Annotated in this window: 12 protein-coding genes; 7 read left to right on the top strand and 5 right to left on the bottom strand. The window is 55.9% G+C overall.

Going from position 1 to position 13,300, the window contains the following annotated elements; genetic code table 11:
* Positions 1-3: 3 nt before the first annotated feature.
* From ACIQT8_RS21785 to ACIQT8_RS21770, 4 genes are all read left to right on the top strand, one after another.
* Positions 4-1,227, top strand: a complete 1,224-nt coding sequence (locus tag ACIQT8_RS21785; RefSeq protein WP_400969625.1) for a pyridoxal phosphate-dependent aminotransferase — start codon at positions 4-6, stop codon at positions 1,225-1,227.
* A gap of 352 nt (positions 1,228-1,579) precedes the next feature.
* Positions 1,580-2,050, top strand: a complete 471-nt coding sequence (locus tag ACIQT8_RS21780) for a Fur family transcriptional regulator (RefSeq protein ID WP_400969622.1) — start codon at positions 1,580-1,582, stop codon at positions 2,048-2,050.
* Positions 2,047-4,224 carry a catalase/peroxidase HPI gene (katG, locus tag ACIQT8_RS21775; protein ID WP_400969620.1) on the top strand — a complete coding sequence of 726 codons (2,178 nt, stop codon included), beginning with the start codon at positions 2,047-2,049 and terminating at the stop codon, positions 4,222-4,224. Before ACIQT8_RS21780 ends, katG begins: the two co-directional genes overlap by 4 nt.
* 249 nt (positions 4,225-4,473) lie before the next feature.
* Positions 4,474-5,571 carry a branched-chain amino acid aminotransferase gene (locus ACIQT8_RS21770; protein WP_400969617.1) on the top strand — a complete coding sequence of 366 codons (1,098 nt, stop codon included), beginning with the start codon at positions 4,474-4,476 and terminating at the stop codon, positions 5,569-5,571.
* 50 nt (positions 5,572-5,621) lie between these two features.
* Here the strand turns inward: ACIQT8_RS21770 and ACIQT8_RS21765 are convergent, their stop codons facing one another.
* From ACIQT8_RS21765 to ACIQT8_RS21755, 3 genes are all read right to left on the bottom strand, one after another.
* Positions 5,622-6,650, bottom strand: a complete 1,029-nt coding sequence (locus tag ACIQT8_RS21765) for a CorA family divalent cation transporter (protein ID WP_400969614.1) — start codon at positions 6,648-6,650, stop codon at positions 5,622-5,624.
* Between the two features lie 224 nt (positions 6,651-6,874).
* Positions 6,875-7,783, bottom strand: a complete 909-nt coding sequence (gene ppk2 / locus ACIQT8_RS21760) for a polyphosphate kinase 2 (RefSeq protein WP_138791851.1) — start codon at positions 7,781-7,783, stop codon at positions 6,875-6,877.
* 245 nt (positions 7,784-8,028) lie between these two features.
* Positions 8,029-8,961 (bottom strand): ring-cleaving dioxygenase, encoded by a 933-nt coding sequence (locus tag ACIQT8_RS21755; protein ID WP_400969611.1) that lies wholly within the window; start codon positions 8,959-8,961, stop codon positions 8,029-8,031.
* A 116-nt stretch (positions 8,962-9,077) separates the two neighbouring features.
* Between ACIQT8_RS21755 and ACIQT8_RS21750 the strand changes: the two genes are divergently transcribed.
* On the top strand, positions 9,078-9,977 hold the full coding sequence (locus ACIQT8_RS21750) for a LysR family transcriptional regulator (RefSeq protein WP_400969608.1): 900 nt from the start codon (positions 9,078-9,080) through the stop codon (positions 9,975-9,977).
* 64 nt (positions 9,978-10,041) lie between these two features.
* Here the strand turns inward: ACIQT8_RS21750 and ACIQT8_RS21745 are convergent, their stop codons facing one another.
* Positions 10,042-10,482, bottom strand: coding sequence for a cupin domain-containing protein (locus ACIQT8_RS21745; protein ID WP_400969605.1), 441 nt, complete (start codon positions 10,480-10,482; stop codon positions 10,042-10,044).
* A complete protein-coding gene (locus ACIQT8_RS21740) occupies positions 10,479-11,249 on the bottom strand; it encodes an SDR family oxidoreductase (protein ID WP_400969602.1) in 771 nt (256 codons plus the stop codon). Before ACIQT8_RS21740 ends, ACIQT8_RS21745 begins: the two co-directional genes overlap by 4 nt.
* Before the next feature lie 606 nt (positions 11,250-11,855).
* Between ACIQT8_RS21740 and ACIQT8_RS21735 the strand changes: the two genes are divergently transcribed.
* Both ACIQT8_RS21735 and ACIQT8_RS21730 read left to right on the top strand, forming a co-directional pair.
* Positions 11,856-12,986 (top strand): HD domain-containing phosphohydrolase, encoded by a 1,131-nt coding sequence (locus tag ACIQT8_RS21735; RefSeq protein WP_400969599.1) that lies wholly within the window; start codon positions 11,856-11,858, stop codon positions 12,984-12,986.
* Entirely contained in the window at positions 12,976-13,299 is a 324-nt protein-coding gene (locus ACIQT8_RS21730; RefSeq protein WP_400969596.1) for an STAS domain-containing protein, read from the top strand. Before ACIQT8_RS21735 ends, ACIQT8_RS21730 begins: the two co-directional genes overlap by 11 nt.
* The last annotated feature ends 1 nt before the right edge of the window (position 13,300 follow it).

Raw genomic sequence — 13,300 nt, 5'->3', positions numbered from 1 at the left:
ATCATGGACGGCAGCGCAACGAAGGCGTTCAAAACTGCTGAACGCATTTCCCGCATCGATGTTTCACCCATCGCGCAGATCAGCGCGCGGGCGCGCGCCATGAAGCAGGAAGGCAAACCCGTCATCGTTTTGGGTGCGGGCGAACCTGACTTCGATACTCCCGATCACATCAAACACGCTGCATGGGAAGCCATGCAGCGTGGTGAAACGAAATACACAGCCACTGAGGGAACACTGGAGCTGCGCAAGGCCATCCGCGACAAGTTCAAGCGCGAAAACCAGCTGGACTACGCGCTTGACGAGATTATCGTTTCGACCGGCGCAAAACAGATCCTCTTCAATGCCCTGACAGCCACGGTTGACCCCGGCGACGAGGTCATCATTCCCACCCCTTATTGGGTGACCTATTCCGATATTGTCGTGATGTGTGGCGGCAAGCCCGTGCTGGTTCCGTGCGCGGCCGAAAATGGCTTCCGCATGACGTCGCAACAATTGGAAGCAGCCATTACGCCGAAAACACGCTGGCTTATGCTGAATGCGCCATCCAATCCATCCGGTGCAAGCTATTCTGCAGAACAGTATCGCCCGCTGCTCGATGTGTTGCTGCGGCATCCGCATGTCATGCTGATCGCCGACGATATGTATGAGCATATTGTCTATGACGGCTTTCAGTTCGTTACCCCTGCCCAGGTGGAACCGCGGCTGAAGGAGCGGACATTGACTGTCAATGGCGTCTCGAAAGCCTATGCCATGACCGGCTGGCGCATCGGTTATGCCGGTGGCACGAAAGCGCTAATCAAGGCAATGTCGGTGGTACAGAGCCAGTCGACCTCCGGCGCCTGCTCCGTTTCGCAGGCTGCTGCCGTCGCAGCGCTGAATGGCCCGCAAGATTTCCTGAAGGACCGAGCTGCCAGTTTTCAACGCCGGCGTGATCTTGTCGTCTCTGGGCTGAACGAGATCGAGGGTATCGATTGCCGTGTGCCGGACGGTGCATTCTATACATTCTCGAGCTGCGCCGGTCTGTTGGGTAAAAAGACGCCGGACGGAAAAGTGATCGAGACCGATACCGATCTTTGCGCCTATTTCCTCGACCACGCCAATGTCGCCGTCGTACCCGGTGCTGCATTCGGCCTGTCGCCCTTCTTCCGGATTTCCTATGCCACATCTGAACCGGAATTGGTCGAGGCGCTTCAACGCCTCGCAAAGGCGTGCGCAGACCTGAAGTAAGGTTCGACACGGCCTTATCAAGCCATTTTACGGCAAGACCATCTCTGGCCCCTCTTGACGGCGAGCTGAAACGCCTTGCCCTGCCGCTCACTGTTCGCCGGCGAGCAGCAGGGCATGCGTTCTGCTATATTTCTCTCCCCCGTTCTCCCTGTTTCCAACAGTCTGCGGCGCACGCCGTCAACGGGACATGCTGCGCGCAGCTTTCTGCCTCCAAAACTCGTGAGCGATTTAGCTTGAGCGTTTAAGGACGTCATCGCAGGCCGCCGTTCGCTGCCTAACAGATCCCTCGGATATCCACATTTTATTTCCTCGTTATATTGACCTACTAAAAATAAAAAGTATGTTGCCCGCCATGGACCAAACAACGCACCACCACGCACACGACCATCAATGGCCGCAGGTTCTGAGAGCCAAAGGATTGCGCGCGACATCGCAGCGCATCGCAGTTCTCGACTACCTGCATCACCATCCGCACGCGGACGCAGAAACCATTTTTCAGGCCGTGCGCGCTCCCTTGCCGACAATTTCTGTGCAAGCCGTTCATCTGATCGTGCAGGATCTCTCGGCGATCGGCCTCATCCGCCGGATCAACCTGCCGGACTCGGCGAGTGCCAGATACGAAACCCGCATTGAGGACAATCATCATCACGTCCAATGCATTCAGTGCGGACGTATCGAGGATGTCGACTGCCTTGTCGGCCACGCCCCCTGCCTGGAACCCTCCGACACGCACGGCATGCGTATCATCGAGGCCAGCATCGTATTTCGTGGCATCTGCCGCGATTGTGACCCCATTATTGAAGAGAGGAAGCTCAAGCCATGACAGACGAAGCAAAGTGTCCATACTCAGGGGCCGCAACCGGAAAACCAGCACGCGGCGTGCAAAACCAGGACTGGTGGCCCAACCAGCTTCGCGTCGACCTGCTGAACCAGCATTCGGCCAAATCTGACCCATTGGGACAGACCTTCAATTATCGCGAAGAATTCGCAAAGCTTGACTACGAAGCGCTGAAGAATGATCTGCGCAAATTGATGACGGACTCGCAGGACTGGTGGCCGGCCGACTTCGGTCACTACGGCCCGCAATTTGTTCGCATGTCCTGGCATGCAGCCGGCACCTATCGCCTGAGCGACGGTCGCGGTGGCGGTGGTCGTGGTCAGCAGCGTTTTGCACCGCTCAACAGCTGGCCGGATAACGTGAACATCGACAAGTCACGCCGTTTGCTATGGCCGATCAAGCAGAAGTATGGCCAACAGATCTCTTGGGCCGACCTGCTGATCCTGACGGGTAATGTCGCACTGGAAACCATGGGCTTTCGCACATTCGGCTTCGCCGCCGGTCGTGAAGACACTTGGGAACCGGACCAGGACGTCAACTGGGGTTCGGAAACCTCCTGGCTGAAACATCGGCCGCTGGATAGCTTCGACAAATCCCTCGGCGCGACGGAAATGGGCCTCATATACGTCAACCCGGAAGGCCCGAACGCGAACGGCGATCCAATCTCCGCTGCGGCATTCATTCGCGAAACCTTCAAGCGCATGGCAATGAACGACGAGGAAACCGTTGCACTGATCGCAGGCGGTCATACTTTCGGCAAGACCCATGGCGCTTCGGCGGAATCGCACAAGGGTCCCGATCCGGAAGCCTCGCCGCTTGAGGCGCAGGGTCTCGGCTGGGCCAGCAACTTCGGCACGGGCCATGGTGCTGATGCGATCGGCAGCGGCCTCGAAGTGACGTGGACGCAGACGCCAGCACAATGGAGCAACTTCTTCTTCGAAAACCTGTTCAAATATGAGTGGGTACAGACCCGCAGCCCCGGTGGTGCGATCCAGTGGGAAGCCAAGGACGCGGAAGACATTATTCCGAACGCCCACGACCCGTCGAAGAAGCACAAGCCAACGATGCTGACCACCGATCTGTCGCTGCGTCTCGACCCGGCATACGAAAAGATTTCGCGCCGCTTCCTTGAAAACCCGCAGGCTTTCGCCGAAGCCTTTGCACGCGCATGGTTCAAGCTCACGCACCGTGATCTTGGTCCTCGCGCTCGTTATCTCGGACCGGAAGTTCCGAAGGAAGAACTGATCTGGCAGGACCCGGTACCGGCTGCAGACCACCCGCTGGTCAACGCTGACGATATTGCAGCGCTGAAAGCCAAGATCCTTGATTCCGGACTGACGGTTTCTGAACTCGTCGGGACGGCCTGGGCCTCTGCGTCGACCTTCCGCGGTGGCGACAAGCGTGGTGGTGCAAACGGTGCACGCATTCGCCTTGCGCCGCAGAAAGACTGGGAGGGCAACCGGCCCGAGCAACTGGCTCGCGTTCTCGCTGTATTGGAAGGTATCCAGACTGCATTCAATGAAGACGCGCGCGGCGGCAAGAAACTCTCGCTTGCCGACCTGATCGTGCTGGCAGGTAATACGGGCGTTGAAGAAGCAGCGAAGGCTGCAGGTCAAAACATCACGCTGCCATTCACCCCCGGCCGCACCGACGCGACGCAGGCGCAGACCGACGCCGAATCCTTCGCAGGTATGGAACCGGTTGCCGATGGTTTCCGCAACTATCAGCAGACCGCTTCCGTTCCCGCCGAGGTGCTGCTGATCGATCGCGCACAGAAGCTGACGCTGACTGCGCCCGAACTGACCGTCCTGATTGGCGGCCTTCGCGCAATCAACATCAACACCGATGGGTCGACCCATGGCGTATTCACCGAAACGCCGGGAGCGCTGACCAACGACTTCTTTGTGCATCTTCTGGATATGAGCACGCAATGGAAGTCGATTTCTGACGCCCAGGACGTTTTTGAGGGCACCGATCGCAAGACCGGCAAACTGAAATGGCTTGGCACACGCGTCGATCTCGTCTTCGGCTCAAACTCGATCCTGCGCGCTCTGGCAGAGGTCTATGCGAGCTCTGATGCGAAGCAGAAGTTCGTTGATGACTTTGCTGCGGCCTGGACAAAGGTCATGAACCTCGATCGCTTTGACCTGCAGCGTTAAGCAAGGCCAATAGCATCGCAAAATAGCGAAAGGCGCTTGAAATACAGCGCCTTTTTGCACGTCAATTTATTGCTTTGAAGATGCCCGATCACACGTTTCGTCTACTTGTCTTGGTAGATCGAATCTGATGCCAATATCGCCTATTATCGAGCTATAAACGCAATCAAATATCGCCGGACCTGAGATAGTGTCTTGTTCGATAGCGTGCGAGACCGCACACTTGCGTCAGTCAGAAAGAGCAGGCGAGACATGAGCGACAGCAGCACCTTGACCCTTGGTGTCGAAAAGCACCCGAACCCCGTTTCCGCGAGCGAACGTGAGAGACTGCTCCAGAACCCCGGCTTTGGGCAGATATTCACCGACCACATGATCACGTTGCGCTACAACAAGGATCGCGGCTGGCATGACTGGAAACTTGAGCCGCGCAAAGGTCTGGATCTCGACCCGGCGTCGATGGTTCTCCATTATGCCCTTGAGATATTCGAGGGAATGAAAGCCTATCATCTTCCAGATGGCGGTGCGTCGCTGTTTCGTCCTGATGCCAATGCCAAGCGTTTCCGCGCATCGGCGGAACGCCTGGCCATGCCTCAGCTACCAGAAGATCTGTTCGTTGAATCTGTTCGGGCTCTGGTGCGCGCTGATCGCGATTGGATTCCGACAGCAGAAGGTGCGTCTCTCTATCTGAGACCCTTCCTGATCGGCAGCGAAGTGGCGCTCGGCACCAGACCCGCCACCGACTACATCTTCTCCGTTATCGCGTCCCCGGTTGCCTCCTATTTCAAGGGTGGTGCATCGGCTGTGACACTCTGGGTATCGGAAAACTATACGCGTGCTGCACCTGGCGGAACGGGCGCAGCCAAATGCGGCGGCAACTATGCCGCAAGCCTTGCCGCACAGGCCGAAGGCCAGCGTGAAGGCTGCGATCAGGTCGTGTTCCTGGATGCGGTCGAGAGACGCTGGATCGAAGAGCTTGGCGGCATGAACATCTTCTTCGTCTTTGACGATGGATCTCTGCAAACGCCGCCGCTGACCGGTACGATCCTGCCCGGTATTACGCGTGCATCACTGATTGCGCTCGCGCGCAACATGGGGCTGACGGTTCGTGAAGAGCCCTACTCGATCGATCAATGGCAGGCAGACGCCAAGAGCGGCCGACTGACAGAAGCTTTTGCCTGCGGTACCGCTGCTGTTGTCACGCCGATCGGCAGGGTCAAGGGTCGCAATCATGGCTTCACGATTGCCGATGGAAATGCTGGCACTGTCACTGGCCGGTTGAAGGCCGCGCTCACCGATATCCAGTTCGGACGCGCCGCAGACCCGCATAACTGGGTGGATCGTTTGTTCTAAAAGGTGCCCAAAGACAGCAAGATGCGACCGTGACCTTTCGGTCGCATCACTTAGAGCCAGTCGATTTTCCGCAAGAGCAACAGTGTTGCTACGGAAAGAGCAATCACGAAACCGACGATCAGGATGAAGGCCCAGGTGTCGTTCACACCGGGAATGCCTCCAACATTCATGCCGAAAAGACCTGCAATAACGCTTGGCGGCAGTAACAGTGCAGCAAGAGCCGACAGCCGGTTCGAGTTGCGAGCGATACGCTCGCCGATCACGGTGGAAAGGTCGTCGTGCAAAATGCCGGTTCGATCCCTGATTGCGTCAAGATATTCGACAAAACGAACAAGCTTGTCGATCACCTCGCGAATGCGCAGCTTGTCGCGCTCGGAAAGCCATATTGCGTCATCATGTTCGATGCGGACCAGTGCATCGCGCTGTGGCATCAAATAACGACGCAACTGAACAGACCGTCTGCGCAGCAATTTCAAACGCTCCCGAACCTCACCTGACGCCTTTTGGAAGATAAGATCGTCGAGCTCATCCGCTTCCTCGTCCATTGCGTCGAGAACGGGTTCGAGATCCCTTACCAGCTTGTCGCCAACGATCGCCAACAATTCACCGGTGTTACGAGGTCCCGTTCGCTTGTTCAGTGCAAACCGAATGTCGCGCAAGGCTGTGATGTAGTGCCCACTATCCCGCAATGTGATCAGGCGGTTCGCATCTGCCCAAATATGTAAGGGAACAAGATCAAGGTCACCGCTCTCCTCGATCACCTCGATGGGTGCCGCCCCGCACACGCCTCTCAACGTAATCAGCAGGCCATCATTGATCGGTTCGACGCGCGGGCGGGATTCTTCAGCCAGCAGTGCTTCACAGACGAGTGGATCAAGGCCGCTTCGCTGATTGATCCACGCAACCGCTGCCGGATGGTCCCGTTCGAGATGGAGCCATAACACGCCATCTTGCGGTTTCCAGTCCAGCAGCTCCTGGAGGGTAATCTGTCGACTGCCTCCCTGCGCATCCAGAAGAAGTGCGAAGCGAATGCCCGGCTCATCGCCGTATGTGGTGTCTGGCTTGGCGGATGTATCCATCTCAGTCTTCCCAAACGGCATTATTGATATGTTGCAGTATTTTACCGCAATGGCCGGGGAATCGTTATGGAAATCTCGTGGCGCACGCAGACACGCTGACAGTTTGTTCGCCAGCATCGATCCTCAAAACAGGGGAGGCTCTTTCAAGGTGCATCTTGGATGCAACGTCCGGCCGCCCTGCTTTATGCAGCGCGACCGGGATACGGCATTCACCACGAACGTGGTCAATAAACCTCGGGAACATACATATCCGGCGGAACCGGGTGACGAATATAGTCGTCATTTCGCACACGGTCCGGCAGTTCGATTGCGTCTTTAGGAACGTCCTCGTAAGGAATCTGTCCAAGAAGGTGGGCGATGCAGTTCAGGCGTGCCTTTTTCTTGTCGACGGCCTGGACGACCCACCACGGTGCTTCAGGAATATGCGTTCTTTCGAGCATTTCCTCCTTGGCCTTCGTATACTCTTCCCAATGGATACGGCTTTCCAGATCCATCGGCGAGAGTTTCCATTGCTTCAGGGGATCGTGGATGCGCATACGGAAACGGAATTCCTGCTCTTCATCGGTGATCGAGAACCAGTATTTGACGAGCACGATGCCGGAGCGAACGAGCATGCGTTCGAATTCTGGAACGGAACGGAAGAACTCTTCGAGTTCGTCGGGCGTGCAAAAGCCCATGACACGTTCAACGCCCGCACGATTGTACCAGGAGCGGTCGAACAGCACCATTTCGCCGGCAGACGGCAGATGCGGAACGTAACGCTGGAAATACCACTGATTGCGCTCGCGCTCGGTCGGTGCTGGTAGCGCCACGACGCGGCAGACACGCGGATTGAGGCGCTGGGTAACACGTTTGATTGCGCCGCCTTTGCCAGCAGAGTCGCGACCTTCGAACAAGACGACGACCTTGAGTTTCTTGTGCTGGACCCAGTCTTGAAGCCGGACAAGTTCGTGCTGAAGACGGAAAAGTTCCCGGAAGTAGACCTTGCGCTCCAACGTCTGGGCAGCCGGTTCAGACAATCCTTCAACGACCAGCTGGTCCAACTGATCTTCTTCCATCTGCATTTCCAGCTCTTCATCAAAGCTGTCGGCAATCTCTGCCTTGATGCGGCTCAACTGATTAGTTTCGATCATGGTTTTGCCCGTCAGTTGCGTGGTGGTAACCTTGCCATCAAACATGCTCATGCAACAATCGCATGACATGACGCAGATTGCGACACGCAAAGGCGTTTGCGACACCATGTCACCGGCAAAGCCGTCTCGATTCAGCAATTTGGCTGACCGTTTCCCACCTGAAGGCACAAAACAAAATACGGCGCCGGCACCCCTGTCGCGCGAGGAAATACGCGATGGAGTGCCGGCGCCAACAAAGGCTGAGGTCAGGCAGCGAGTGGCGCGAGACCCGCTTCGATCTGGTTGCGGAAGGGCTCGTAGCGGTTCGGAAGCTTCAGAGCCTGACCGAGATGTGCCGTATCCTCGTCACGATCGAAGCCTGGTTCGTTGGTGGCGATCTCGAAGAGGATGCCGCCCGGGGTCCGGAAGTAAATAGCCCAGAAGTAATCGCGGTCGATGACTGGCGTCACTTGGTAACCGGTATCCATCAACGCCTTGCGAACTTCCAATTGCTTCTCGCGATTTTCCACAGCGAAGGCAATGTGGTGAACCGAACCTGCCCCTTGGCGCGCAAAAGGCGTTTTGGGAAGCGCAGCGAGATCGATTGTGTCGGCCCCGTTTCCACCGGGAATGACGAACCGCGTCACATCTCCTTCAGCCTCTGCTCGTTCGTATCCCATAAACTGAAGAAGCTCTTGGGTTGCTCCCGTGTCGTGCAGATTGAATCGAGCGCCGGTGAAACCGCGAATGGCGTGGTTTTCGGAAATACTGTCGATGACCCAAGGGGCGCGTGCATCTTCTGCCGTTTCGATCAGAGCCAGACCGTCGCCATCGGGACCGGTAAAGCGAAGACGATCGGCACCAAAGACCTTGTCGGTCTGGATGCCACCGACGCCATTGGTGATCAGGCGGTCCTTCCAGAAGCCGAGTGCGCCCTTAGGGATGGAAAACTGGGTTTCGCCAACTTCACCGACGCCTGGACGGCCAGCCATCATGTTTGCGAAAGGAAAGTAGGTCATGACGCTACCGGGCGTACCTGTTTCATCTCCATAATAGAGATGGTAGACGCCGGGTTCGTCAAAATTGACGGTCTTCTTAACCCGGCGCAGGCCGAGTGTTTCAGTGAAAAATTTGTTGTTCTGCTGTGCATCCGACGCCATGGAGGTGACGTGGTGCAATCCCTTGATGTCCTTGATCATGGCGGTCGGTCCTTATCCGGTGTGTCCGTTTCGATGACCAGGATATAGCCCTCTTGATTGCCGTTCAGAATTGCAATATTTCTCTCGAATGAATTGCGGATTTTGAAATAATTGACATGAACGATCACAAAGCTCTCAAAACATTCCTCCTCGCTGCCGAAAAACGCAATTTTGCGCAGGTCGCCCGTGAACTGGGTATGACGGCTGCGGCCGTTACCCGGGCCATCGCGGCACTTGAAGACGATCTCGGTGTGCAACTGTTCGTTCGAACGACCCGTCAGGTGTCGTTGACCACCGATGGCGCCGTGTTTGCCGCCCAGATCCAGCCAGCCGTAGAGGCTCTCGAAAATGCAAGGCGCGATGTCAGGAATGCCCACAAGGCTGATGAAGGGCGTTTGAGGATCAGTGCACCGACCTGGCTTGGAAAAACGGTGTTGCCGCCAATCCTTTCAGGTTTCAAAGAACTCTATCCGAAAATGTGCTTCGAGATTTCGCTATCGGACGGCTTGGTCAACATCGTCGATGACGACTACGATCTGGCAATCCGCATTTCGTCAGCACCTTCGGACAAGTTTACGATCTGGCGCAAGATCCGGGCCGTTCCAAGAATTCTGGTCGCTGCACCTGGTAGCCGGTTTACGCAGATGCAGCACCCGAGTGAGCTGAGCCCTGACGATTGCCTGGCCTATAGCGGTGAAAGTCGGCGCGAGAACTGGGTGCTGTCAGACGGAGGCTCCAGCCTTTCGATTTCCGCCGGACGCGCCTTCAGTGCCAATAACGGCGAGGTTCTCGCAGATATGGCAGCCAACGGCATAGGTGTTGCGATGCTGCCGGGATTTCATATCGCCGAACACATTCGCAGCGGACGGCTGGTCCACGTTCTACCAGGTTGGGCACCGCCGGAGCTCTGGCTGACCCTGTATTACCCACCATATCAGGCCTTGCCGCCGCGCATTGCGACATTTTCGAAGTTCTTCGAAGAGCAGTTACCGCCGCATATGGTCATGCTTGGCTGATCATTCTCGTCTCTATTTATGCGTGAGACGACGGAACGAACCAAAAGCTGCTCCGTCGCGATCTTCAAGGTTTCAGCGGCGTCGTCAAAACAGTGTCGTCAGTGTCGACGACAAAAACTGCGAGAAGCTTCGCGGGCCGCGTTTTGCTCGCATTGGCACTCACATCATGCTGGTCGCCTGGTAGCTCGGTAAAATTTTGGCCCTTCGTGAAGGTTTTTACCTCTCCGCCATTCACAGCACTGAGGATCGCCCCCTCAAGCACCGTTGCGTAGATGAGAGCTGACTTCGCATGGATATGTGCGGAGTTGTAGCCACCAGGTTCATATTCGACGAGCACGCCTTTCACGCTTTTTCCGGGTACGTCGGGAAGGGGATGCTCGTAGACTGGTGTTACTGTCGCTCCCTTTGTTTCGTAAGCGAGGTCGCGTTTGGCGACATCATGCGCCGAGACGACTGTGAGAGGAAGGAAAGAGAGGGCGAGAGTATAAGCGACCATTTTCATCATACATTCTCCAGTTGTTGGGTGCGAAGCCAGGCTTCCAGGGTGATATCTCCGCGGTGAGGAGCTGCTGCCGGGACAATCGAGCCCACGTGAACTGGGGCACCGAAGTAACCAAGGGAAGCATCGGCACTCACGCTGCGCTTGTCGCCTCTGGCGGCCAAATAAGTTCTCATCAGAGTTTCGAAGGGCGCCCGATCAGGGCCTGCAAGATCAATGGTGCCATTGCGCGGTTTATCGAGTGCGACCTTGACCAGGGCAGCAGCAACGTCATCTGCTGCAATGGGCTGGAAATCGATCGCAGGCACTCTTACGCTACCCTCTACAGCGTAGGCGTCGGCCAATGTTTCCATAAATTCGTAAAACTGCGTGGCACGGACGATGGTGTAATCTTGTCCTGATCCTTTTACTGCGCGCTCCTGTGCCTGCTTGCCGCTCATATACGGATTGGCGACCAGGTCATCTGTGCCCACGATCGACAGAATGACATGGTGCTGCACACCAGCAGTCTTCTCTGCTGCCACGAGATTTCGGCTGGACGTCTCGAAAAAGTTGCGAATGACGGGCTCATCGAAGGACATCATGTTTGAAACATCGATGACCGCGTCTGCACCGGCGAGAGCATTGTCCAACCCCTCTCCCGTGAAAGCGTTTATGCCATTGCTTGGACTTGCCGCGACTGCCTCATGACCGGCGCTGCGAAGAATGGCGACGGCCTTCGCGCCGATAAGACCCGTGCCGCCGATGACGACAATCTTCTTGGAATTGCTCATTTCAGTTCCTCCTTTGGCGACGCACCGCCGCTCGCATTGTCTGGGTTAAGATCATCAAGCCGCTCAGATGAACCGGCGATGCTCTCAAATGCATTTTACGTCCATATCATGGATAAACTTTATCCATGATTAGATTGATGGTCAACTGCCTGCGACTGAACGAAGCGTTCAACCCAAGTTGACGGCGGCACAAGCAATCACAAAAAAGTCAAGATTGGAGAGGCCGTCCCGATCTCGTGATCTGCACAGATCACCAAACCTCTGGAAATGTTCACTTTTGGAAAAATCGACGACAGTAGCCGTGGTTCAAACGCAGCTCAGATTCGTCTTCATCTAGACGCTTTTGCATCAAGCGAAGGGCTCACCCTCATCTTCATAGGCGCATTTATAAGCAAGATTTAATTCACTGTTAATCAAGATATGATCAATTCTCCATACCAAAAAGTTGTCTGCATGAAGCCTTTCCCGCAGAAGCTTTATTTTTACTGATCACATGACGCGGTCGGTCTTTTCTCAAAAAAATGTTTTCTAACTGTCGAATTCTATCCGCGAGCGCGGAGGCTTTCGCACGTCAATATGTTGGCAAATCAGCGATAGCGAGGACATGTGCAAATCGTATTGGTCGATGACAGCAAATCAATTCTTGTTGCCTTGGATGCGGCGATCCGGGGCCTCTCCGGGCTCAGAAAAATCGTCGGTTTTATCGATCCAGTCGAGGCGCTGGAGTTTTGCCGCGACAACGCCGTCGATCTGCTTGTGGTCGACTATACGATGCCGAAATACAATGGCATCGAACTCGTCGAAGCGCTCAAGGCCTACAAGCATTTTTCGCATGTGCCTGTGATCATGATCACATCTGAAACAGCCCGACCAATCCTCATCGAAGCAATCGAAGCTGGCATTACCGAGTTCATCAACAAGCCTTTCGACCCGATTGAGCTTAAAGCGCGTGTCCGTAATCTCCTCGACTTGCGCAGAGCACAGCGCGATCTCGCTGGCCAGGCAAGCAGGCTGGTGGGTGAGGTGCAGAAAGCTACCCGCCAGCTTGCAGCCCGGGAGGAAGAAATCATTTGGCGCTTGGCGCGCGCGATTGAGTTTCGCGACGGCCACACTGGCGACCATATCTCCCGGGTCGCACAAATCAGCATGCTTATCGCGAAAGATCTAGGCCTCGACGAAGACCACTGCCGAATGATCTATCTTGCCGCCCCGCTTCACGACGTTGGCAAGATCGGCATCTCTGACAGCGTGCTACTGAAGCCGGGCCGTCTGACGGACGACGAGATCACCGAGATGCGAAAGCATGTCGGCATCGGCGTACAGATCCTTGAAAAGGGAACGTCCGAACTCTTGCGCGTTGCAGAAGCCATTGCTGGCGGCCATCACGAGAAGTGGGATGGCACCGGATATCCTCACGAAATTGCTGGCGAACTTATTCCTCTGGAAGCCCGTATCGTTGCAATTGCCGACGTTTTCGAAGCCCTGTGCTCGGAGCGCCCCTACAAGAAGGCATGGTCCGTTCACGAGGCCTATGCACACATCGATGCACAAAGCGGCATTCACTTCGATCCGGACTGCGTGGCAGCTTTCCAGCGCCAGTGGCCGCAGATCGAGAGATTGATGGCTGGCCATGAACTTCTGGAGATTGAGGTTCCAAGCCTTGAGATGCCGGATGAGGCCCAATCGACAGACGATCAGATCACGCACATTACACGGGAGTTTCCCAATGTCGGGTGAAATCACGAAAAACACATTGGTGATGCCAAAGGCCCTGTCCATACGCTCGATTTCGGCCGCGCACAGTCTCCTCCTCCAGGGCCTCGAAAACACCGATACCCTTATCATAGAGGTGCCTGATGAAGCCGACGCAGACCTGAGCTTTGTGCAACTCATCGAAGCTTGCCGCAAATCTGCGGCGCAAGACAACAAAACCATAACTTTGAAAGATCCAGCAGACGGCCAGGTTCTGCAGACACTCCGACGGGGCGGTTTCCTGTCGCGGATGGATGACGCCTCCCGCCGGTTCTGGCTGCATGGAAAGGACCTATAAT

Source organism: Agrobacterium sp. NPDC090273, assembly GCF_044772305.1.
Lineage (GTDB): Bacteria > Pseudomonadota > Alphaproteobacteria > Rhizobiales > Rhizobiaceae > Agrobacterium.
The sequence above is the reverse complement of the archived record's forward strand: the minus strand, read 5'-3'. Positions and strand labels throughout refer to the sequence as shown.

Coding starts and splice junctions, on each gene's coding strand:
- ACIQT8_RS21785 (WP_400969625.1), top strand. CDS start 4: ATGGACGGCAGCGCAACGAAGGCGTTCAAAACTGCTGAACGCATTTCC.
- ACIQT8_RS21780 (WP_400969622.1), top strand. CDS start 1,580: ATGGACCAAACAACGCACCACCACGCACACGACCATCAATGGCCGCAG.
- katG (WP_400969620.1), top strand. CDS start 2,047: ATGACAGACGAAGCAAAGTGTCCATACTCAGGGGCCGCAACCGGAAAA.
- ACIQT8_RS21770 (WP_400969617.1), top strand. CDS start 4,474: ATGAGCGACAGCAGCACCTTGACCCTTGGTGTCGAAAAGCACCCGAAC.
- ACIQT8_RS21765 (WP_400969614.1), bottom strand. CDS start 6,650: ATGGATACATCCGCCAAGCCAGACACCACATACGGCGATGAGCCGGGC.
- ppk2 (WP_138791851.1), bottom strand. CDS start 7,783: ATGATCGAAACTAATCAGTTGAGCCGCATCAAGGCAGAGATTGCCGAC.
- ACIQT8_RS21755 (WP_400969611.1), bottom strand. CDS start 8,961: ATGATCAAGGACATCAAGGGATTGCACCACGTCACCTCCATGGCGTCG.
- ACIQT8_RS21750 (WP_400969608.1), top strand. CDS start 9,078: ATGAACGATCACAAAGCTCTCAAAACATTCCTCCTCGCTGCCGAAAAA.
- ACIQT8_RS21745 (WP_400969605.1), bottom strand. CDS start 10,482: ATGATGAAAATGGTCGCTTATACTCTCGCCCTCTCTTTCCTTCCTCTC.
- ACIQT8_RS21740 (WP_400969602.1), bottom strand. CDS start 11,249: ATGAGCAATTCCAAGAAGATTGTCGTCATCGGCGGCACGGGTCTTATC.
- ACIQT8_RS21730 (WP_400969596.1), top strand. CDS start 12,976: ATGTCGGGTGAAATCACGAAAAACACATTGGTGATGCCAAAGGCCCTG.